Consider the following 22,451-nt stretch of genomic DNA (forward strand, 5'->3'; position numbering starts at 1 on the left):
CGTCATTGCTTGCCGGCTCCTGACTCCATGTGGGTTTCAGGCGATGTTGCTGCCAGTGCGGTCAAAGCCATCGGCGGCAATCTTGTCGCCTGCACGCTCGGAGCCGTCGGCGGCGATGTTGCTACCGGTGCTGTCGAAGCCGTCTTCGGCAACGTTGCTGCCAGTGCGGTCGAAACCATCTGCGGCGATCTTGTCGCCTGTACGCTCGGAGCCGTCAGCGGCGATGTTGCTACCGGTGCTGTCGAAACCGTCTTCAGCGACGTTGCTGCCAGTGCGGTCAAAGCCATCGGCGGCAATCTTGTCGCCTACACGCTCGGAGCCGTCAGCGGCGTAGTTGCTGCCGGTGCTGTCGAAGCCGTCTTCGGCGATATTGCTGCCGGTGCGATCGAAGCCATCGGCGGCTACAGCGCTGGCGGTGCGATCAAAGCCATCTGCGGCGATGTGGCTGCCGGTACGGTCGAAACCGTCGGCTGCGAAGGTGATGCCGCTGGCGGCGAAGGTGGACACGAGCAGGGCGGTGAGAATTTGCTTTTTCATTGTTTGGTGCTCCGGGGTAGGGGTTTAAGTTGTCTACGGAGCCTATGTTCGGGGAAGGTGTCCGCCGAGAGAACTTGAAGCGGTCGATGCTGAAAATCATCGCTGTTGATGGTTGCTGGAGCCTCTCTATATCGGCGCTTTCGGCTGATTATGGCTGTGTGAATCGGTGCTTTTCAGCGGGCCTTATCAGCCGTGTCGATAGTCCGATGAACAGGTTTTTTCCGCCCTCTATCACCCCGGGGGTCGTAAGCCGTTCCTGCGCACAGGAAGCTTCGCGCGTGATGAGCACGGGATGATTGGGCCGAGTCTTTGGCGAGAGGGAACAAGGCTGTTTTAGCAAGGAGGTTTGGCTGCGGCGTGAAGGTTGTTTGCGCGCTATGGGGCATTACGGAAGAGGCAGGAAAAGGGCATAGCGGATTTGCTTGCGTGGAGTGTCTGGCGGTGAATGCCTGGCTCACCGGCAGAATGCCTGCCGCAGAAGAGGCGAAGGCGCCACGGTGGGCGCCTTCTGGCTTTCGAGCTGTGCACACGTCATTGCTTGCTGGCTCCTGACTCCATGTGGTTTCAGGCGATGTTGCTGCCGGTGCTGTCGAAGCCGTCTTCAGCGACGTTGCTGCCAGTGCGGTCAAAACCATCGGCGGCAATCTTGTCACCTACACGCTCGGAGCCATCAGCGGCGATGTTGCTACCGGTGCTGTCGAAGCCGTCTTCGGCGACGTTGCTTCCAGTGCGGTCGAAACCATCTGCAGCGATCTTGTTGCCTGCACGCTCGGAGCCGTCGGCGGCGATGTTGCTACCGGTGCTGTCGAAGCCGTCTTCGGCGACGTTGCTGCCAGTGCGGTCAAAGCCATCGGCGGCGATCTTGTTGCCTGCACGCTCGGAGCCGTCAGCGGCGATGTTGCTACCGGTGCTGTCGAAACCGTCTTCGGCGACATTGCTGCCGGTGCGATCAAAGCCATCGGCGGCTACAGCGCTGGCGGTGCGATCAAAACCATCTGCAGCGATGTGGCTGCCAGTGCGGTCGAAGCCGTCGGCTGCGAAGGTGATACCGCTGGCGGCGAAGGTGGATGCAAACAGGGCGGCGAGAATTTGCTTTTTCATTGTTTGGTGCTCCGGGGTAGGGGTTTAAGTTGTCTACGGAGCCTATGTTCGGGGAAGGTGTCCGCCGAGAGAACTTGAAGCGGTTAATGCTGCGCATCAGCGTTATCGATTGTTCGCGCGACGGCTCTAGCGCGGCGCTTTCGCGCAGCGTGCAGGTCGCTCGAGGGTTTGCCATCCGCCCATTTCCAGGTACTGCGCCCAACTTCGGCGGGTGCCCCGTGATGCCAATGGGGCTAAGCTGGCTCTTAAGAATGCCCGTCGACCTTGCTGCCTGAGCGCGCTGGAATCGCCGATAGAAACGACGGGACTGGAGCGTGATGATGTTGCGACGGCTGCTGTGCTGTTTTGCTGTATCTGCGTTGTTCTGTGGCGTTGCGCTGGGGGGCGAGACGGGCGTCGATGCCAAGGAGCTGCATCTGGGCATGGTCAACGCCCAGAGCGGGCCGGCGGCCGGCCTCGGCAAGGGCATGCTGGCCGGCGCCCAGGCCTACTTCCAGCGAGTCAATGCTGCCGGCGGTGTGCATGGCCGGCACTTGCGCCTGGTGGTGCGCGATGACGGCTACGAGCCGGCGCGTACGGCTCGCCTGACCGAAGAACTGATCGCCTCCCGCAGTGTCTTCGCCCTGTTCGGCTATGTCGGCACGCCCACCTCGCGTGCCGCGATGCCGGCCACGCTGGCTGCCGGCGTACCCTATCTGTTTCCGTTCTCCGGTGCCGAGGTGTTGCGTAAGCCGCTGCATCGCTGGGTATTCAATGTGCGCGCCTCCTACATTGCCGAAACCGAGCTGCTGGCGGCGCACATGACCGAGGAGCTGAAGCTGAGCCGTGTCGCCCTGCTGATGCAGAACGACTCCTTCGGCGAGACGGTCAAGGGTGGCCTGGCCGGCGCGCTGCTCAAGCGCGGCCTGCGTGTCGAGGGCGAGGCGCGCATCCTGCGCAACTCGCTGGAGGTCGGCGAGGCCGTGCGCCAGCTGCTGCCGAGCCAGCCCCAGGCGATCTTCTTCGTCGGCACCTATAAACAGCTGGCCGCGGCCATTCGCGAGGCCCGCGCCCTGGGCATGCAGGCGCGCTTCTTCAGTGTGTCCTTCGTCGGCACCGACAGCTTTATCGCCGAGGCCGGTGTAGACGCCGAGGGCGTGTATATCTCGCAGGTGGTGCCGTCGCCGGACGATACCCGGTTGCCGCTGGTGCGCGACTACCGGGCGGACATGCACGGCCCGCTCGGTTACGCCTCGCTGGAGGGGTATATCGGCGCCGCCGTGCTGGTGGAGGCGCTGCGCCAGACCGGACCGCAGCCGACCCGGGCGCAACTGGTCGAGGCCCTGGAGTCCATGGATCTGGATCTCGGCGGCTTCCACGTGCGCTTCGGGCCCAAGGACCACCAGGGCTCGGACGCGGTCTACCTGACCCGCATCGAGCAGGGCCGAGCGGTGCCGGTGCACCGTCAGCCCTGAGCGAACTCAGCCGGCGATCTCCTCGGCATGGTGGCAGGCCACCTGGCGCGCTTCGACCAGGCGCAGCTCCGGTACCTCCACGCGACAGCGCTCGGTCGCATGCGGACAGCGTCGGTGGAAGGCGCAGCCGGGCGGCGGGTCGAGTGGGTTGGGCAGCTCGCCGGCGATCTTGATCTTCGGCTTGGCCGGGTCCGGGTGGATTGCCGGGGTGGCCGAGAGCAGGGCGCGGGTATAGGGATGCAGCGGTCGTTCGTAGATCAGCGCGGCCGGGCCCATCTCTGCCGGGCGGCCGAGGTACATCACCAGCACGTCGTCGGCCACGTGCTGCACCACCGCCAGGTTGTGCGAGATGAACACGTAGCCGGTCTGATATTGCTCCTGCAGGTCCATGAACAGGTTGAGCACCTGGGCCTGGATCGACACGTCCAGCGCCGAGGTCGGCTCGTCCGCCACCAGCACCTTGGGCTGCAGCATCATGGCGCGGGCCAGGGCGATGCGCTGGCGCTGGCCGCCGGAGAACATGTGCGGGTAGCGCTGGTAGTGCTCAGGGCGCAGGCCCACCTGCTGCATCATGGTCTGCACCTTCTCGCGACGCTCGGTGCGCGACAGGCCGGTATTGATCAGCAGCGGTTCGGCCAGCTGGTCGCCGATCTTCTGTCGCGGGTTGAGCGAGGCGTAGGGGTTCTGGAACACCATCTGCACGTCGCGACGCAGCTGCTTGCGCTCGGCTTTGCCGGCGCCGGCCACTTCCTGTCCGGCGATCTGCAGGCTGCCGGCGCTGGGCTCCTCGATCAGGGTCAGGGCGCGGGCCAGGGTCGACTTGCCGCAGCCGGACTCGCCGACCACCGCCAGGGTCTTGCCGGCTTCCAGCGAGAAGGACACGCCGTTCAGCGCGCGCACCAGGGCATTGGGTTTGAACAGGCCACGGGAGATCTCGTAGTGACGGGTCAGCTCGCGGGCCTCGAGGACGATGCTCATCAGGCCACCTCCGCGGTCAGGTTGAGGGGGTAGAAGCAGCGCACGGCGCCGCGCACGTGCGGTTCCAGCGCCGGGCGCTGCTCGCGGCAGTGCGGCTGGGCGTAGGGGCAGCGCGGCGACAGCAGGCAGCCGGCGGGACGGTCGTAACGGCCGGGCACTATGCCGGGCAGGGTGGCCAGGCGCTCGGCGCCCAGGCTGTGCTCGGGAATGGCCTTAAGCAGCGCCTCGGTGTAGGGGTGGGTCGGTGCGTCGAACAGGGTCGGCACGCTGCCGATCTCCACCGCTTGCCCGGCATACATCACGCACACGCGCTGGGCGGTTTCGGCGACCACGGCCAGGTCGTGGGTGATCAGCACCAGGCCCATGCCCTCGCTGCGCTGCAGGTCGAGCAGCAGGTCCATGATCTGCGCCTGGATGGTCACGTCCAGCGCCGTGGTCGGCTCGTCGGCGATCAGCAGCTTGGGCTCGGCGGCGATGGCCATGGCAATCGCCACGCGCTGGCTCATGCCGCCGGAGAGCTGGTGCGGGTAGGCGTCGAGACGGCTGGCGGCGCCAGGGATCTCCACCCGCTCCAGCAACTGCAGGGCGCGCACGCGGGCGGCCTTGCCCTTGAGGCCGAGGTGTTGGTGCAGCACTTCCTCGATCTGGTAGCCGACCGTGTAGCTGGGGTTGAGCGCGGTCATCGGGTCCTGGAACACCATGGCCAGGTCCTTGCCCACCACCTTACGGCGTTGCCGGCCCTTGAGGGTGAGCATGTCGTGGCCGTCGAAGCGCAGGCTGTCGGCGCGCACAATGCCGGGGGCGTCGATCAGGCCCATCAGCGCCATCATGGTCACCGACTTGCCGGAGCCGGACTCGCCGACGATGGCCAGCACTTCGCCCTTGTCCACGGACAGGTCGAGGCCGTCGACCACGGGTATGGCATCGGCCGCGCCGAAGCGCACGCTGAGGTTCTTGATATCGAGCAGGCTCATGGGCGGCGCTCCTGTCGCGGTGCGTTGCACCAGGTGGCTGGCGGCAGTTGTAGCCCGGACTTCAGTCCGGAGGTGCTTGGCGAGTTGTCCCGGACTGGAGTCCGGGCTACTGGATTTCGCATGCTGGGCACCTTACTGCGCATTCTTCAGTTTCGGGTCGAGCGCATCGCGCAGCCCGTCGCCCATCAGGTTGATCGCCAGCACGCTGAGCAGGATGGTCAGCCCAGGCAGCGACACCACCCACCAGGCGCGCTCGATGTAATCGCGCGCGGAGGCCAGCATGGTGCCCCACTCGGGCGTCGGCGGCTGTACGCCGAGGCCGAGGAAGCCCAGGGCGGCGGCGTCGAGGATGGCCGAGGAGAAGCTCAGGGTGGCCTGCACGATCAGCGGTGCCATGCAGTTGGGCAGCACGGTGATGAACATCAGCCGGGGCAGGCCGGCGCCGGCCAGTCTGGCGGCGGTGACGTAGTCGCGGTTCAGTTCGCCCATCACTGCGGCGCGGGTCAGGCGCACGTAGCTGGGCAGCGAGACGATGGCGATGGCGATCACCGTGTTGATCAGCCCTGGGCCCAGGATGGCGACGATGGCCACGGCCAGCAGCAGCGAGGGCAGGGCCAGCATGATGTCCATCAGGCGCATGATCGAGGGGCCGAGCAGGCGCGGGAAGAAGCCGGCGACCAGGCCCATGAGGATGCCGGGGATCAGCGACATCAGCACCGAGGCCAGGCCGATCATCAGCGACAAGCGCGCGCCATGGATCAGCCGTGAGAGCAGGTCGCGGCCCAGCTCGTCGGTGCCGAGCAGGAAGCGCGCCTGCCCGCCCTCCAGCCAGGACGGCGGGGTGAGCAGGGCATCGCGGAACTGCTCGCTGGGATCGAAGGGCGCGACCCAGGGCGCGAACAGCGCGCAGAACACGATGACCAGCATGAACAGCAGGCCGCCGACGGCGCCCTTGTTGTGGGCGAAGGCCTGCCAGAATTCCTTCAGCGGCGAGGGGTAGAGCAGCGCCTGGTCGGCGGGCACAGCGTTGGATTGAGTCATGTGCGGGCCTCCTTAGCGTTGATGGCGAATGCGTGGGTTCACCAGGCCGTAGAGGATGTCCACGACGAAGTTGACCAGGATCACCAGGCAGGCGATCAGCAGGATGCCGTTCTGCACCACCGGGTAGTCGCGGGCGCCGATGGCCTCGATCAGCCATTTGCCGATGCCCGGCCAGGAGAAGATGGTCTCGGTCAGCACAGCGCCGGCCAGCAGGGTGCCGACCTGCAGGCCGAACACGGTGAGCACCGGGATCAGTGCGTTGCGCAGGCCATGCACGAACACCACGCGCGCTGGGGACAGGCCCTTGGCGCGGGCGGTGCGGATGTAGTCCTCGCGCAGCACTTCCAGCATCGCCGAGCGGGTCATGCGGGCGATCACCGCCAGGGGAATGGTGCCCAGCACGATGGCCGGCAGGATCAGGTGCATCAGGGCGTCCTTGAACGCGCCTTCCTCTTCCGAGAGCAGGGTGTCGATCAGCATGAAGCCGGTCTTGGGTTCGATGTCGTAGAGCAGGTCGATGCGCCCGGAGACCGGCGTCCAGCCCAAGTACACCGAGAAGAACATGATCAGCAGCAGGCCCCACCAGAAGATCGGCATCGAGTAGCCGGCCAGCGACACCCCCATCACCCCATGGTCGAACAGCGAGCCGCGCTTGAGGGCGGCGATCACCCCGGCAATCACGCCGAGCGTGCCGGCGAATAGCAGGGCCGCCAGGGACAGCTCCAGGGTCGCCGGGAACAGGGTGAGGAACTCGTCCCACACGCCCTCGCGGGTGCGCAGCGATTCGCCCAGGTCGCCCTGGGCCAGCTTGGTGATGTAGTCCAGGTACTGGGCCGGCAGCGGCTTGTCCAGGCCCAGGCGGTGCATGGCTTCGGCGTGCATCTCGGGGTCGACGCGGCGCTCGCCCATCATCACTTCCACGGGGTCGCCGGGGATCAGACGGATCAGCGCGAAGGTCAGCAGGGTGACGCCGAAAAAGGTGGGGATCAGCAGCCCCAGGCGTCTGGCGATAAAGGACAGCATTGCGTTGTGGTACTCCGCATCAGGTTGAGCCCGCGCCTTCGTGGGGCGCGGCTGTTATGGCTTGCGCTTCACGTGGGTGAAGTTGTTGGAGCCCAGGGGGCTGAGCACGAAGCCCTCGACATCCTTGCGCAGCACGGCGAACTGCTTGGGATGGGCGAGGGCGATCCAGGGTGCCTGCTGGTGGAAGATCGCCAGCGCCTCGCGATACAGCGCGGCGCGGCGCTCCGGCTCGGCGACCCGGCGGGCCTCGCGGATCAGCTGGTCGAACTCCTTGTGACACCAGCCGGCCTGGTTCTCGCCACTCTCGGCGGCGGCGCAGGACAGGTTGGGGGTGAGGAAGTTGTCCGGGTCGCCGTTGTCGCCAGCCCAGCCCATGAACACCAGGTCGTGCTCGCCGTTCTTGGCGCGCTTGATCAGCTCGCCCCACTCGAACACCCGGATATCGGCCTGGATGCCGATGGCGGCCAGGTCGGCCTGCAGCATCTGCGCGCCGATGCCCGGGTTGGGGTTGGTCGGACCGCCGCCGGGGCGGGTCCAGATCGACAGCTTAAGGCCTTTTGCATGACCGGCCTCGGCCAGCAGCTGGCGGGCACGCTCCAGGTCCTTGGGCCAGGGCTGCAGGCGCTCGTCGTAGCCGAGCAGGGTGGCCGGGTAGGGCGCCGCGGCCAGGGTGGCGTTGCCTTCGCCGTACTGGGCGCGCAGGTAGGCCTGGCGGTCGAACGCAAGGTTGATGGCCTGGCGCACGCGCACGTCGTCCAGCGGCTTGTGCCGGGTGTTGATGGCGACGTAGGCGGTGAGCAGCGAGTCCAGCTCCAGTACCTGCAGGTCCTTGTTCTCGCGCAGTTTCGGCACATCGCTCGGGCGCGGGAACACGGCCACCTGGCAGGCGCCGGCCTTGAGCTGCTGGATGCGTACATTGGGGTCGGGGGTGATGGCCAGCAGCAGACGGTCGAGGACCGGCTTGCCGCCCCAGTAATGCGGATTGGCCGCGAAGCGCACCATGGCATCCTTGGAATAGCGCTCGAAGACGAAGGGCCCGGTGCCGATCGGCTGGCTGTTGAGCTTCGCGGGTGTCTCGGCGTCGAGCAGCTGTTCGGCGTACTCGGCGGAATAGATGGAGGTGAAGCCCATGGCCAGGTCGGCCAGGAAGGGCGCCTCGGGATGTTTCAGGGTGAAGCGCACACGGTGTTCGTCGAGTGCCTCGATCTCGTCGATCAGCTCGGCGAAGCCCATGGCCTCGAAATAGGGGAAGCCGCGCGGGGCCAGCTCGTGCCAGTCGTGGTCCTTGTCGCGCTGGCGCTGGAAGCTCCACAGCACGTCGTCGGCATTCAGCTCGCGGCTCGGCTTGAACCAGGGTGTCTCATGAAACTTCACCCCCTTGCGCAGGGTGAAGGTGTAGGTCAGGCCGTCGGCGCTGATCTCCCAGCTCTCGGCCAGGGCGGGGATGATGCGGGTGCTGCCGGGGGCGAACTGCACCAGACGCTCGTAGACCGTCTCGGCGGAGGCGTCGGCGGTGGTGGCGGCGGTGTACTGGACGATGTCGAACCCTTCCGGGCTGGCCTCGGAACAGACCACCAGGGACTGCTGCTCGGCGAGCGCCGGCAGGCCGGCGCAGAGCGCCAGGAGCATGAGGATACTGCGCATGAATCGTTCCTTCTGCGGGTGATACCGGGCGGCAGCGAATGCTCCCGCCCGGTGCGCGGCTTACTTGCCGGCGCTCACGCCGTAGAAGGAGTTGAGCGCGAACGGGCTGATCTTGAAGTCCTGCACGTTCTTGCGCATCGGTTGGTAGACGGTGGAGTGGGCGATCGGGGTGATCGGGGTCTGGGCCTTGAGGATGTGCTGAGCCTGCTTGTACAGCTCGGTACGCTTGGCCACGTCAGTGGAGGCCTTGGCCTGCTTGATCAGCTTGTCGTAGTCCTCGAAGCACCACTTGGAGAAGTTGTTGCCATCGACCGCATCGCAGCCGTACAGGGTGCCCAGCCAGTTGTCCGGGTCACCGTTGTCGCCGCTCCAGCCGATCAGCATGGCGTCGTGCTCGCCGCCCTTGGCGCGCTTGATGTACTCGCCCCATTCGAAGCTGACGATCTTGGCCTTGATGCCGATCTTCGCCCAGTCGTTCTGCAGCAGTTCGGCCATCAGCTTGGCGTTGGGGTTGTACGGGCGCTGCACCGGCATGGCCCACAGGGTGATCTCGGTGCCTTCGGCGACGCCGGCGGCCTTGAGCAGCTCCTTGGCCTTCTCCGGGTTGTACTCGCTGCCCTTGATGCTGTCGTCATAGGACCATTGGGTCGGCGGCATGCCGTTGACCGCCAGCTGCCCGGCGCCCTGATACACGGCGTCGATGATCGCCTGCTTGTTCACCGCCATGTCCAGCGCCTGGCGCACCTCGAGCTTGTCGAACGGCTTGTGGGTGACGTTGTAGGCGATGTAGCCGAGGTTGAAGCCCGGCTGCGACGGCATGTTCAGATTCGGGTCCTTCTTCAGGCCCTCGAGGTCGGCCGGGCGTGGCAGCAGAGTGATCTGGCACTCACCGGCCTTGAGCTTCTGCATGCGCACCGAGGCGTCGGTGTTGATGGAGAAGATCAGGTTGTCGATCTTCACATCATCCGGCTTCCAGTAGTCCTTGTTGCCGGTGAAGCGGATCTGCGCGTCCTTCTGGTAGCGCTTGAACACAAACGGGCCGGTGCCGATCGGCTTCTGGTTGATGTCGGCGGCCTTGCCGGCCTTGAGCAGCTGATCGGCGTACTCGGCCGAGTGCACCGAGGCGAAGCTCATCGCCAGGTTCTGGATAAAGGCAGCATCCACAGTGTTCAAAGTGAACTTGACGGTGTGGTCGTCGAGCTTCTCCACCTTGGCGATGTTGGCGTCCATGCCCATGTCAGTGAAGTAGGGGAACTCGGCTGGGTAGGCCTTGCGGAACGGGTGTTCCTTGTCGAGCATGCGCTGGAAGGTGAACAGCACGTCGTCGGCGTTGAACTCGCGGGTCGGCTTGAAGTAGTCGGTGCTATGGAACTTCACGCCCTGGCGCAGGTGGAAGGTGTAGGTGAGGCCATCGGGCGTGACATCCCACTTCTCGGCCAGACCCGGCTCCACGGCGGTGCCGCCGCGCTCGAACTGGGTCAGGCGGTTGAACATGGTTTCCGCGGTCGAATCGAAATCGGTGCCGGTGGTGTATTGGCCCGGATCGAAGCCGGCGGGGCTGCCTTCGGAGCAGAACACCAGATTGCTGGCGGCGCTGGCGAATGGGGCGCTGGCGATCAGCCCAGCGGCGAGAAGAGCCTGGATGACGGCGTTCTTACGCATGTTGACCTCATGTTTGTTTTGGTTTTGTTCCTTGAGGGGATGCCTTGTGGGCACCTTGCGTGAAGCTATGCACGGCATATGCCGCGGGCAAGCGTGAAACGCGATTGAGTGTAGAAGCTGTGGCGAAGCTGTAATGCTTTGTCGCAATTGTGCAAATTTCGCGGCAGGGTGTGGCGATGGGCCACTGCCGCGAGCAGTGGCCCATCGCTCCGCATCAGGGCAGCTGCACCTCGATCACGCCATCGGCGCTCATGCTCACGCGGCTGGTGCCGGCCTCGATCTGCGGCGCCGCCTCGCTCTTGCTGAAGCTGCCGCGATCCATGGCCATGGCGTGCATCGGCATCACCGGCTGGAAGCCGCTACCGTTGAGGCTCAGGCTGACCAGCTTGTAGCTCTTGCCGCCGACGGCCTCGGTGGCCAACTGGGCGCGGGCCTTGAAGGCGTTCACCGCCTCCTTGATCAGTTGATCCTCGCTGGCCTTGCGACTGTCCTCGGCCACGGCGAAGCTCATCTCGGCCATCTTCAGTTCGCCCAGCAGGTCGGCGGACAGCTGCGACAGGCGGGCGAACTCGGCGCTTTCCAAGCGCAGCTCGGCGCGCTCGCGCCAGGCGCCGATCTTGCTGCCTTCGTCTTCGTACACCGGGTAGCTCTGTCGGCTGCCGAGGCTGACCTTCACGCCCTGCACCTTGCGCGCCTTGTCGATGGCGGCGTTCAGGGTCTTGGTCACGCCGGCGGCCAGCTCGGCCGGGTCGTCGCTCTGCGCCTCGGTGTAGAGGGTGACGTACATGCGGTCATGCGCCACTTCCTGGCTGACCTCGGCGCGCAGCGAGACCTGGTTGTAGCGCGGCTCGTCGGCCATGGCCGGCAGGCTGGCGAGGGCGGCCAGGCCGAGGGCGACGGTGGCGGCGAGACGGTTGAGTGCGTGCATGGGGACTCCTTGCGGGTGGTTGTCCTGTTGTTTGACGAAGTGGTCAGACTATTCGGGTTAAAGCTTGTTCGCAGGTTTTCTTTTTCCAGTTGCCAGCCCGTTCGCGGCTTCGAGCGCGGGCGGGCCTCGCTGCGTCCGGTTGACGCAGGTCAGCGGCCACCCGAGCCCTCTGGTTATACTCGCCGGCATGCCCGGAGCCTCTATGTACGCACCTGTCCAATTGCTGTCCGCCAGCCGCCAGAACCTCTGGCGCCTGACCCTGATCCGTCTGCTCGTGTTGGCCGCCCAGGCCGGCTCGGTGGGCATCGCCTATCTGTCCGACCTGCTGCCGCTGCCCTGGCTGCCGCTGTGCATCACTCTCGGCGTGTCGCTCGGCCTATGCCTGCTCACCGCCCTGCGCCTGCGCGGGCCGTGGCCTGTGACCGAGCTGGAATACACGGTGCAGCTGGCCTGCGACCTGGTGATCCACAGCCTGCTGCTGTACTTCTCCGGCGGCTCGACCAACCCCTTCGTTTCCTACTATCTGGTGCCGCTGACGATCGCCGCAGCGACGCTGCCCTGGCTGTATTCCATGTTCCTCGCCGGGCTGGCGCTGACGGGCTACACCGCGCTGCTGATCTGGTATCACCCGATGCACCTGAACAACGTGCAGCACGAGGCGATGCTGATCAGCCTGCACCTGTTCGGCATGTGGCTGAACTTCCTGCTGTCCGCCGCCTTCATCACTTTCTTCGTGGTCAAGATGGCCGGCGCCCTGCGCCGCCAGGACGAGCTGCAGGCGCTGCGCCGCGAGGAAGGCATGCGCGACCAGCAGCTGCTGGCCGTGGCCACCCAGGCCGCCGGTGCGGCCCACGAGCTGGGCACGCCGCTGGCGACCATGAGCGTGCTGCTCAAGGAGCTGCGCCAGGAATACCGCGACAAGCCGGCCCTGCAGGACGACCTGGCCCTGCTGCAGGAGCAGGTCAAGCTGTGCAAGGAGACCCTGCAGCACCTGGTGCGCGCCGCCGAGGCCGACCGGCGCCAGGCGGTGTTCGAGCAGACCGCCGTGCAGTGGCTGGAAGCGACCCTCAACCGCTGGCACCTGATGCGCCCCGAGGCCACCTACCGCTTCCAGTGCCTGGGCTCGGGCGCGGTGCCGCGCCTGCTTCCGCCGGCCGACCTGACCCAGGCCCTGCTCAACCTGCTGAACAACGCCGCCGACGCCTGCCCGGACAAACTGGACATCCGCCTGGACTGGGACGCGAGCTGGATCAAGCTGAGCATCCGCGACCACGGCGCCGGCGTACCGCTGGCCATCGCCGAGCAGATCGGCAAACCCTTCTTCACCACCAAGGGCAAGGGCTTCGGCCTTGGCCTGTTCCTCAGCCAGGCCAGCGTGACGCGGGCCGGCGGTTCGGTAAAACTCTACAATCACGAAGAGGGCGGCACGCTGACGGAACTGCTGCTGCCGAGGCTTGGAGATGAGCATGTCTGACGAACAACTGCACGATCAGGAAGACCAGCCGCACCTGCTGCTGGTGGACGACGACGCCACCTTCACCCGCGTCATGGCGCGCGCCATGGACCGCCGCGGCCTGCGCGTGAGCGTGGCCAACTCGGCGGAAGAGGGCCTGGCCCTGGCCAAGGAAGACCTGCCCGACTACGCCGTGGTCGACCTGAAGATGGAGGGCGACTCCGGCCTGGTGCTGCTGCCCAAGCTGCTGGAGCTGGACCCGGAGATGCGCGTGGTGATTCTCACCGGCTACTCGAGCATCGCTACCGCCGTGGAGGCGATCAAGCGCGGCGCCACCAACTACCTGTGCAAGCCGGCCGACGCCGACGACGTGCTCACCGCGCTGCTCTCAGAGCATGCCGACCTCAATACCCTGGTGCCGGAAAACCCGATGTCGGTGGACCGCCTGCAGTGGGAGCACATCCAGCGCGTGCTGGCCGAGCACGACGGCAATATCTCCGCCACCGCCCGTGCCCTCGGCATGCACCGCCGTACCCTGCAACGCAAACTGCAGAAGCGTCCGGTTCGTCGCTAAAAGCCTGCCTGCCGCACCATGCGCACCAGTTGTAGCCCGGACTTCAGTCCGGGATCTGGCGCCCCGGACTGAAGTCCGGGCTACGGTGCTCGAGCGAACGAGCAGGGCGGGTGAAGCCACTCGCGGACTTTCCCCGCCCTGCGTCGTCTGAAAGCCTGGTGAAAGCCTTTTCCCGCCTGCAACAGCTATCATTAGCCGCCTAATCAAGTAGTCGGGGCCGCCATGCTCGCCGTTGTCCAGCAGACACTCGCCATCACCGCGCCGGTGTTCTCCATGCTGTTCCTCGGTGTGGCGCTCAAGCGCCTGGCCCTGATCGACGCGCACTTCATCAATACAGCCTCGGCCCTGGTGTTCAACGTCAGCATGCCGGTCATGCTGTTCCTCGCCATCCTGCACGCCGACCTGAGCACCGCGCTGCAACCGGCGCTGCTCGGCTACTTCGTGCTGGCCACGGTCATCGGTTTCCTGCTGGCCTGGGGTTGGGCCCTGTGGCGGGTGCCGCAGGCCGAGCGCGGGATCTTCGTGCAGGGCTCGTTCCGCGGCAACAACGGCATCATCGGCCTGGCCTTGGCCACCAGCCTGTACGGCGACTATGGCCTGTCGCTGGGCGGCATCCTCGGCGGTGTGGTGATCCTAAGCTACAACACCCTCTCGGTGATCGTGCTGGAGGTGTACAACCCGAACAGCAAGGCCAGCCCCTGGAGCATCCTTAAGGGCATCCTGAGCAATCCGCTGATCCTCGGTGTGCTGGCGGCGATTCCCTTCGCCTACTGGCAGGTGCGCCTGCCCGGCTGGCTGACCACTTCCGGCGAATACCTGGCGCAGCTGACCCTGCCGCTGGCGCTGATCTGCATCGGCGGCACCCTGTCGCTGGCCTCCCTGCGCGCCAGCAGCGGCCTGGCCATCGGCGCCAGCCTGATGAAGATGATCTGGCTGCCGATCCTCGCCACCGTCGGCGCCTTCGCCCTCGGCTTCCGCAATGCCGAGCTGGCCATCCTCTTCCTCTACTTCGCCAGCCCGACCGCCGCAGCCAGCTTCGTCATGGCCAAGGCGGCCGGCGGTAACCACGAACTGGCGGCGGCGATCATCGTGATCACCACCCTGGTGGCGGTGGTGACCACCAATATCGGCTTGCTCGTGCTGCAGTGGGGCGGCTGGATCTAGACGGAAGATGTGAAGCGCTGCCGATCTCCGCAGGGTGGCACCGCGGCTCGATTGCCTGGCATGCTGCCGCCCGGTAGCCTATGCGCCTCGCGCCTTTAAAGGATTAATCATGCGCCCCCTGCTGTTGTCGGCGAGCCTGATGCTATTCGCATCGGTTGCCTGGGCAGATCCCTCCGCCAGCCTCGAGGGCCCCACGGCCGGCTGGCGTCACGACGGCCTGCTGGAGCGCTCGGCCGATGCTCGCGTGGCCTACCCGACGCCGCCTATCGATCGTGGCGGCCAGCGTGGCCGCAGCCTGATCGCCGGCAAGCTCGAAGGCACCCAGGGCCTGCGCCAGCCGCATGTGCTGGCGGTCAATGGCAATCCCCTTCCTCTTTATACTGACGCCGAAGGCCGTTTCGTCCGTCCCTACAACTTCGGCGCCGGCTCCAACAGCGTCGAGCTGCGTGCCGATGGCAAGCCGCTGCGCCGCGTGCAGTTCTATGAAGCCAACCACCTGAAGACCCCGGCGCGGGTGCGCATCGTCCTCGGCTGGGATGATCCCAAGGCCGAGCTCGACCTGCACGTGATCACTCCCGACGGCCAGCACGCCTTCTGGGCAGATCCGGTGATGAGCAATGGCGGCGGCCTCGACGTGGACAGCGTCGACGGCCCCGGGCCGGAGATGTTCACCATGACCGCGCCACTGCACGGCACCTACCTGGTGTACGTCAACTACTGGGGCAACCTGGGCAGCCAGGGCTACAACTTCCAGGCCGGCAGCAACCAGAACGAGGTGATCACCTCGCAGATCAGCCTGGTGTTCAACGAGAACACCGTCAACGAGCGGCGCGAGACCTTCGTCGTGCCGCTGCGCACCATCGGCGAGCTGCTGCCGGTGAAGTCCTTCAACTACTGAACGCTCCTGCGGAGTCTTTACCTATGAGCGAGAACACCACTCCCGTCGAGCCCGCTGTCACACCGGGGCCGCGCCGCTGGCGCCCGCTGCTGCTGGGCCTGGCCGTGGCCCTGCCGGTGACGGCCGCCGGCCTGTTCGCCTGGCTCGAGTACGAGCCGCAGGGCGAGCGCCAGCTGGTCGAAGCCAACTACCTGGGCCTCAACCTGGCGCGCCCGGACGTGCTGATCGAGAGCGCCTCGCTGGGCCGCCTGCCCAAGGACGTGCTCAAGGTGCCGCTTCTGCGCGACACCCTCACCGAGGACCTGGTGTTCTACTACGAGAACAACGCCGACCGCCTCGGCCTGACCGGCAGCCTGCGCCGCATCATCTACGAGCATGACCTGCAGTTGCGCGACAACCTGCTCGACGAGCTGCTCGACCAGCCTGCCGAAGTAGCCCTGTGGCGCGACGCTGGCGGGCGCCTGCGCCATTTCGTGGTGCTGATCCAGCGCGGCGGCCTGGCCAAGGTGCTGGAGCCGCTGGCCAAGGTGGCGCTGGACGACACCCAGCTGAGCCAGGCCGGCGAGTTCATGGTCGATGGCGCGGCGGTGCCTTTCTACCGCCTGCGCTACAACGGCGACCGTTCCATCTTGTTCGCCTCCCATGGCGACCAGCTGCTGCTGATCTCCAGCGCCGACATGCTGTTCGGCCCGGTCCCCGAGCCCGAGGCGGCGGACGATGATGTCGAGGTGCCCGCCGTGGACCCCGAAGCGGCGGTCGCCACCGATGAGAACGGCGAGGTGATCGCGCCCAAGCCGCCAGCGCCGAGCATGGCCAAGGTCTCGGTGGAGGCCGCCGAGGCCCTGCTGGCCGGTCAGCATCCCTTCCCCGAGCGCTTCGGCCTGGCCGAGCGCGGCGCGCTGCAGCAGCGCGTCACCCTTGGTGCGGACTTCCTCGCCCTGGGCTACCGGCGATTCCTGCCGGCCTTCGCCGGCCTGCGCTTCGAGCTAAACGACAAGGGCTGGGGCAGCTTCCTGGCCCTGGACGAGGTGGAGGGCCAGGGCGCCTTCGATTTCGGCCCGGTGTGGCGCGCCATGCCCATGGGCGCCAGCGCCTGCGTGGCGCTGCCGGTGGCCCCGGGCCTGCCCGAGCGGCTGCTGACCAAGGTCGGTGCCGAGCCCAAGGCGGCTGCCGAGCTGGCCGGCCAGCTCAGCGGCAGTGCCGGCCTGTGCTGGTATCCGGATTCGCGCCTGCACTCGCCTCTGCTGGTCGGCACCCTCAAGGACAAGCCCGGCGCGCAGACCGACGCCGAGCTGGGCAAGCTGTTCGACAGCCTGATAGGCGCCTGGGAGCCCTACGCCGAGGGCGGTAGCTTCCCGGTGCAGGACAGCTCCCAGGGCGACCTGCACAAGTGGCAGCGCCAGGTCGGTTCCAACTTCGGCCAGTACCCGGCGGACCTGGCCGAGCAGCCGGACGCCCTGGCCTCGCGCGGCTTCTTCCGCGTCGGCCTGGCGCGCCACGGCTCGACCCTGCTGTTCTCGCTGGACGACCGCCTGCTGGACAAGGCCCTGCAGACCCTCGACAAGCGCTTCCCGCCGCTGGCCGAAGTGCTGCCGGAAAATGCCCTGGTGCCGGCCTACCTGGCGCCGGACAGCCTGGCCGCGCTGCTCGAACGCGAGACCCTGGACAGCCTGCCGGAAGACATCGAACCGGTATTCCGCAACGCCGCCCAGGCCAACCTGCTGCCCAAGCTGCGTTCGCTGTCCGGCCATGGCAAATACGCCCTCAGCCTGCCGGCCGACGCCGAGGCCGACGACGCCTGGCAATGGCTGCCCCTGCAGTGGCGCGCCCTTTGAAACGATTGCTTATCGGCGCGCTGCTGCTCGCCCTGGGCGGGCCGGCGCTCGCCATCGAGCAGGCGGCGGCGCTGGACGTGCAGCAGTCCCAGGTGTTCCGCGCCTGGTTCGTGCGCATCGCCCAGGAACAGCTGCGCCAGGGCCCCAGCCCGCGCTGGCACCAGCAGGACTGTGCCGGCCTGGTGCGCTTCGCCGCCAACGAGGCGCTCAAGGTCCACGACGCCAAGTGGCTGCACGCCAACGGCCTGAGCAATCGCTACCTGCCGCCGGAACCGCAGCTGAGCGAGGCCCAGCGCGGCCTGGCGCAGCAGTGGCAGCAGGGCGGCGGCAAGCTCGGCCCCTACGTCAACGCGATCAAGCTGATCCAGTTCAACAGCACCCTGGTGGGCCGCGACCTCAACCAGGCGCGCCCCGGCGACCTGATCTTCTTCGATCAGGGCGACGACCAGCACCTGATGATCTGGATGGGCCGCAACATCGTCTACCACACCGGCACCACCACCCCGACCGACAACGGCATGCGCTCCGTGAGCCTGCAGCAACTGATGACATGGAAGGACACCCGATGGATTCCCGACGCATCCAACCCCAACTTCATTGGCGTCTACCGGCTGCATTTTCTAAGCCGATGAGTGCGCCCATGAGCCTGCTGCGCGTAGCTGCTGCGGCCCTGCTGGCCGCGGTGCTGCCGCTGGCCGCCCAGGCTGACGACAGCGTCGAGCCCAGCGGCTACACGCCGGTGGCGGGGCAGTCGTTCTTCCTGCTGGCCGACAGCAGCTTCGCCAGCGATGAGGTGGCCAAGGTGCGCCTGGAGGCGCCGGGTCGTGACTACCGCCGCTACATGATGGAGCCCTACGGCGGCGTGGATGTACGCGTGTACCGCATCGAGCAGCCGCTGGAATTTCTCAAGCGGCAGAAGAACCTGCACCGGGTGGTGGCCGAGGGGCAGTACAAGGGCGAGGGGCTGTCCAACACCCTGGCCTACCTCTGGGATAACTGGTATCGCAAGTCGCGTCGGGTGATGCAGCGGGCCTTCTCCTACGAGTCGCGGGTGCAGGTGACCGAGGAGGCGCCGGAGCTGAAGATGGGCGACGCGATCAAGGCGCCGACGCCTTTCGAGGCCCAGCCGCAGTACGCGCCGATGAAGGGCGTGCCGCTGGTGACCCAGTTCCGCTACCCGCTGTGGGACGCCAAGGCCATCCAGCCGCCCAAGGGCGTGGAGCTGGCCGGCTCGTCCAGCTCCTTCGTCACCGTCAATCCAGGCAACGTCTACATCCCGCTGGGCAAGCTCAAGCCCGGCCTGTACCTGGTCGAGGCGCTGGTCGGCAAGTTCCGCGCGACCACCGTGCTGTTCGTCTCCAACACCGTGGCGGTGAGCAAGATCGCCGGCAAGGAACTGCTGGTGTGGACCGCGCACAAGCATGAGGGCAATGCGGTGGCCGGTGCCAAGGTGTTGTGGACCGACGGCCTGGGCGTGATGCGCAGTGGCGGTACCGATGCCCAGGGCCTGCTGCGCCTGGAGCACGCCAGCCCGGAACGCTCCTACCTGCTCGGCGAGGACGCCGAGGGCGGCGTGTTCGTCTCGGAAAACTTCTACTACGACAGCGAGATCTACGATACCAAGCTGTACGCCTTCACCGACCGTCCGCTATACCGCCCGGGCGACTGGGTCGAGGTGAAGATCGTCGGCCGCGAGTTCACCAGCGCGCGTGATTCCAAGGCCGCCGAGGCGGCGCCGCTCAAGCTGGCGGTGCTGGATGCCAATGGCACCACCCTGCAGACCCTGGACCTGAACCTGGATGCCAAGGCCGGCACCCAGGGTCGCTTCCAGCTGCCGGACAACGCCGTGGCTGGCGGCTACGAGCTGCGCTTCCTCTACCGCGACCAGCTGTACAGCAGCGCTTTCCGCGTCGCCGACTACATCAAGCCGCACTTCGAGATCGCCCTCGACCTGGCCAAGCCGGACTTCCGCACCGGCGACAAGGTCACCGGCAACCTGGTGCTGCTCTACCCGGACGGCAAGCCGGTGAAGAGCGCTCGTCTGCAACTGAGCCTGCGTGCCCAGCAGCTGTCGATGATCGACAACGAGCTGCAGTACCTCGGCCAGTTCCCGGTCGAGCTCAGCAGCAGCGAGCTGGCCACCGACGACAAGGGCCGCGCTGCCTTCGAGCTGCCGGCCGCCGACAAGCCCAGCCGCTATCTGTTGACCGTGTTCGCCAGCGATGGCGCCGCCTACCGGGTCAAGACCAGCAAGGAGATCCTCATCGAGCGTGGCGCCGCGCGCTATCGCCTGGAGGCGCCGCAGCGCTTCAGCGCCGCCGGCGAGGCCGTGCAGTTCAGCTATCGCAGCGAGCAGCCGACCGAGCTCAAGCCGGCCAGCTACGAGTGGGTGCGTCTCGAGGATCAGAGCAAGCACAGCGCCAGCCTGGGCGACGACGAGCAGGGCTTCAGCCTGAGCTTCGAGCACCCCGGCACCTACAACATCACCCTCAAGGACGAACACGGTCTGATCCTCGGCGCCACCGGCCACTCGGTCAGCGGCAGCGGGCTGAAGGCAGTGCCCGGCACCGTCGAGGTAGTGTTCGACCGCGAGCAGTACCAGCCGGGTGACGAGGCGCTGGCGCTGATCACCTTCCCCGAAGCGGTGGGCGACGCGCTGCTGACCCTGGAACGCGACAAGGTCGAGGCCACCGCGTTGCTGTCGGCCGGCGGCGACTGGCTCAAGCTGGAGAGGCTCAACGACACCCAGTATCGCGCGCGCATCCCGGTGGACGACCACTTCGCCCCCAACCTGACCTTCTCGGTGCTCTACACCAAAGGCGGCGACTACAGCTTCCAGAACGCCGGGATCAAGGTGGCCAAGGCGCAGATCGAGATTGCCGTGAGCACCGACAAGGAGCTATACCAGCCGGGCGAGACGGTCACCGTCGACCTCGCCACCCAGTTCAAGGGCCGGCCGGCCGCCACCCGCCTGACGGTGAGCGTGGTGGACGAGATGATCTACGCCCTGCAGCCGGAGATCGCTCCGGGCATCGACCAGTTCTTCTATCACCCGCGGCGCAACAACGTGCGCACCAGCGCCAGCCTGTCGTTCATCAGCTACGACGTGGCCCTGCCGGGCGACGCCACCGCCCCAGGGCGGGCCAACCGCAGCGAGCGCGGGGTCAAGGTGCTGGAGCGGCCGCGCCGCGAGGAAGTCGACACCGCCGCCTGGCAGCCGGACCTGGTCACCGATGCCCAGGGCAAGGCGCAGTTCAGCTTCCGCATGCCCGACTCGCTGACCCGCTGGCGCATCACCGTGCGTGCGGTCAACGACGGCGGCGAAGTAGGGCAGAAGAAGCAGTTCATTCGCTCCGAGAAGCCGCTGTACCTGAAGTGGAGCGGCCCAACCCTGTTCCGCGACGGCGACAAGCCGCAGCTGGGCCTGTTCGCCTTCAACCAGGGCGAGGAGGAGACCGAGGCCGAGCTGGTCACCCGCTTCGCCGGCCAGGAGCAGCGGCAGAAGGTGGAGCTGGCCCGTGGCGCCAACTACCTGTCCCTGCCGCCGACTGCCCTGGCCGCCGGCGAGCTGACTGCCGAGCTGGTACAGGACGGCAAGCCGATCGACGCGCTGGCCGTCGGCCTGCGCGTGGCTGGCGAGGGCTGGCAGCGCCTGCATGTGCAGAACATGGCGCTCAACCCGGGCAGCAACCCGCTGAGCCTGCCGGCGGACGCCAGCAATATCCGCCTGCGCCTCGGCGACAGCAGCCAGATGCTGTTCCGCTCGGCCCTCGACGACCTGCTGGAATACCCCTACGGTTGCGTCGAGCAGACCGCCAGCCGCCTGCTGCCGCTGAGCCTGGCCTACCCGACCCTTGTCAAGGGCGAGGCGCGCATCGGTGATCGGCTGCGCCTGATCATGCAGAACAGCCGCCTGCGCCTGGTGCAGATGGCCGGGCCGGAAGCGACCTTCACCTGGTGGGGCGAGGGTGAGAACGCCGATGCCTTCCTCACTGCCTACGCCTACTACGCCGATTGGCATGCCAGTCGCGCCCTGGCCGTGCAGTTGCCTCCGGAGCACTGGCAGCGCGTGCTGGATATTTACGCCGCGCAGGCGCCGAGTGTGCCGCTGCTGCAGCGCGCGCTGATCCTCGGCTTCGCCCGCGAGATGCAGCTGCCCACCGAGACCCTGCTCAAGGGCCTGCTCGACGACCTGGCCGACGCTGCCGAGGGCGAAGAGGTGGCACTGGACGACAGCGGCGAGACCAGCCTGGTGATGGCCTACCCGGACTCGCGCCTGGGCCTCGACTTGGCGCGCGTACTGGCCGCCGACATGGCCGGCAGCAAGGTCGGTCTGCCGCCACGCTTCGCCGTCGGCCTGGCCGCCGCCCGCGAGCGCGTGGCGGCCAGCACCCAGCCATTCGCCGAGGCGGTGCGCCTGTCCCGTGGTCCGGTCGATCCGCTGCAGGTCAATGCCCTGCTGCAGCGCCTGACTCCGGCCCAGGCCACCCTGGAACGAGCTCTGTCGCTGACCTGGCTGCAGCGTCGCTTGGGCAATACCCCGTTGGTCGCCGTACCGCAGCCGGGCGCCGGCTGGCAGGTCCGTGAGGGTGCCAGCGGCGAGACCCTGTGGCAGTGGCAGGGCAACCAGCCGCCGAGCGCCCTGGAGCTGCCGGCCGAGCTGGGCAGCCCGCTGGTTGCGGCGGTCAGCTACGACAGCGCGGCCACGCCGCCGAGCGGGCCGCTGGAGGTGAAGGTCAGCCGTCGCCTGCTGCGTCTGGTGCCGGGCGAGGCGGCGTTCAGCTTCAGCGCCGAGGAGGTGGGTGATGGCCCGATCTCCGGCGACCAGCTCTACCTCGACGAGATCACTCTGGAGAGCGAGGCCGAGACGCCGCGCCGCTATGGGCTGCTGGAAGTGCCGCTGCCGCCGGGCGCGGACGTCGAGCGCACCACCTGGGGCCTGCAGGTCAGCGGCCTGGATTCGGAAGAGGCGGCGCTGCTGGAGAAGGCCCGTCACGAGCCGGGACAGCTGCTCTACGCGGTGCCGGTGGACAGCCTGCAGGGCACACTCACGCTGCGCCACCTGGTGCGTTTCTCGCAGAAGGGCGAGTTCCACCTGCCGCCGGCGCGCTACTCGCGCATGTATGACCCGCAGGCCCAGGCCTTCGAGCAGAAGCCGGCATTGGCCGAGCTGAAGGTCGAGTAA

17 protein-coding genes are annotated in these 22,451 nt (G+C 67.0%); 8 read left to right on the plus strand and 9 right to left on the minus strand.

Annotated features, from left to right (window positions below; genetic code table 11):
* Positions 1–36: 36 nt before the first annotated feature.
* A complete protein-coding gene (locus tag IB232_RS19380; protein ID WP_192400215.1) occupies positions 37–537 on the minus strand; it encodes a heme utilization protein in 501 nt (166 codons plus the stop codon).
* 564 nt (positions 538–1,101) lie between these two features.
* Positions 1,102–1,638 carry a heme utilization protein gene (locus IB232_RS19385; protein WP_192400216.1) on the minus strand — a complete coding sequence of 179 codons (537 nt, stop codon included), beginning with the start codon at positions 1,636–1,638 and terminating at the stop codon, positions 1,102–1,104.
* A gap of 320 nt (positions 1,639–1,958) precedes the next feature.
* Here IB232_RS19385 and IB232_RS19390 point away from each other — a divergent pair, with 320 nt between their 5' ends.
* On the plus strand, positions 1,959–3,092 hold the full coding sequence (locus IB232_RS19390) for an ABC transporter substrate-binding protein (protein WP_192400217.1): 1,134 nt from the start codon (positions 1,959–1,961) through the stop codon (positions 3,090–3,092).
* A 6-nt stretch (positions 3,093–3,098) separates the two neighbouring features.
* Here IB232_RS19390 and IB232_RS19395 read toward each other — a convergent pair whose 3' ends face one another.
* From IB232_RS19395 to IB232_RS19425, 7 genes are all read right to left on the minus strand, one after another.
* Positions 3,099–4,070, minus strand: a complete 972-nt coding sequence (locus IB232_RS19395; RefSeq protein ID WP_192400218.1) for a peptide ABC transporter ATP-binding protein — start codon at positions 4,068–4,070, stop codon at positions 3,099–3,101.
* Entirely contained in the window at positions 4,070–5,044 is a 975-nt protein-coding gene (locus tag IB232_RS19400; RefSeq protein WP_192400219.1) for an ABC transporter ATP-binding protein, read from the minus strand. Before IB232_RS19400 ends, IB232_RS19395 begins: the two co-directional genes overlap by 1 nt.
* Positions 5,045–5,176: 132 nt before the next feature.
* A complete protein-coding gene (locus IB232_RS19405) occupies positions 5,177–6,085 on the minus strand; it encodes an ABC transporter permease subunit (RefSeq protein ID WP_192400220.1) in 909 nt (302 codons plus the stop codon).
* Positions 6,086–6,097: 12 nt separating this feature from the next.
* Positions 6,098–7,108 (minus strand): ABC transporter permease subunit, encoded by a 1,011-nt coding sequence (locus IB232_RS19410; RefSeq protein ID WP_192400221.1) that lies wholly within the window; start codon positions 7,106–7,108, stop codon positions 6,098–6,100.
* Between the two features lie 54 nt (positions 7,109–7,162).
* Complete coding sequence (locus IB232_RS19415) at positions 7,163–8,752, minus strand: ABC transporter substrate-binding protein (protein WP_192400222.1); 1,590 nt, start codon at positions 8,750–8,752, stop codon at positions 7,163–7,165.
* 60 nt (positions 8,753–8,812) lie between these two features.
* Positions 8,813–10,414 (minus strand): ABC transporter substrate-binding protein, encoded by a 1,602-nt coding sequence (locus tag IB232_RS19420; protein ID WP_192400223.1) that lies wholly within the window; start codon positions 10,412–10,414, stop codon positions 8,813–8,815.
* Positions 10,415–10,628: 214 nt separating this feature from the next.
* Complete coding sequence (locus IB232_RS19425; protein WP_192400224.1) at positions 10,629–11,342, minus strand: SIMPL domain-containing protein; 714 nt, start codon at positions 11,340–11,342, stop codon at positions 10,629–10,631.
* Positions 11,343–11,544: 202 nt separating this feature from the next.
* Here IB232_RS19425 and IB232_RS19430 point away from each other — a divergent pair, with 202 nt between their 5' ends.
* From IB232_RS19430 to IB232_RS19460, 7 genes are all read left to right on the plus strand, one after another.
* Positions 11,545–12,816, plus strand: a complete 1,272-nt coding sequence (locus IB232_RS19430) for an ATP-binding protein (protein WP_192400225.1) — start codon at positions 11,545–11,547, stop codon at positions 12,814–12,816.
* On the plus strand, positions 12,809–13,369 hold the full coding sequence (locus IB232_RS19435) for a response regulator transcription factor (RefSeq protein ID WP_192400226.1): 561 nt from the start codon (positions 12,809–12,811) through the stop codon (positions 13,367–13,369). Before IB232_RS19430 ends, IB232_RS19435 begins: the two co-directional genes overlap by 8 nt.
* 222 nt (positions 13,370–13,591) lie before the next feature.
* Positions 13,592–14,533 (plus strand): AEC family transporter, encoded by a 942-nt coding sequence (locus IB232_RS19440; RefSeq protein WP_192400227.1) that lies wholly within the window; start codon positions 13,592–13,594, stop codon positions 14,531–14,533.
* Between the two features lie 109 nt (positions 14,534–14,642).
* Entirely contained in the window at positions 14,643–15,431 is a 789-nt protein-coding gene (locus IB232_RS19445; RefSeq protein WP_192400228.1) for a YfaP family protein, read from the plus strand.
* Between the two features lie 23 nt (positions 15,432–15,454).
* The gene (locus IB232_RS19450; protein ID WP_192400229.1) at positions 15,455–17,266 is read left to right on the plus strand and encodes a DUF2138 domain-containing protein; all 1,812 of its coding nucleotides are present in this window, start codon (positions 15,455–15,457) and stop codon (positions 17,264–17,266) included.
* Positions 17,263–17,898 carry a DUF1175 domain-containing protein gene (locus IB232_RS19455; protein ID WP_412547749.1) on the plus strand — a complete coding sequence of 212 codons (636 nt, stop codon included), beginning with the start codon at positions 17,263–17,265 and terminating at the stop codon, positions 17,896–17,898. The genes IB232_RS19450 and IB232_RS19455 overlap by 4 nt, the downstream gene beginning before the upstream one ends.
* Positions 17,899–17,906: 8 nt before the next feature.
* Complete coding sequence (locus tag IB232_RS19460) at positions 17,907–22,451, plus strand: alpha-2-macroglobulin family protein (RefSeq protein ID WP_225592428.1); 4,545 nt, start codon at positions 17,907–17,909, stop codon at positions 22,449–22,451.

Source organism: Pseudomonas sp. PDM15 (assembly GCF_014851565.1).
Lineage (GTDB): Bacteria > Pseudomonadota > Gammaproteobacteria > Pseudomonadales > Pseudomonadaceae > Aquipseudomonas.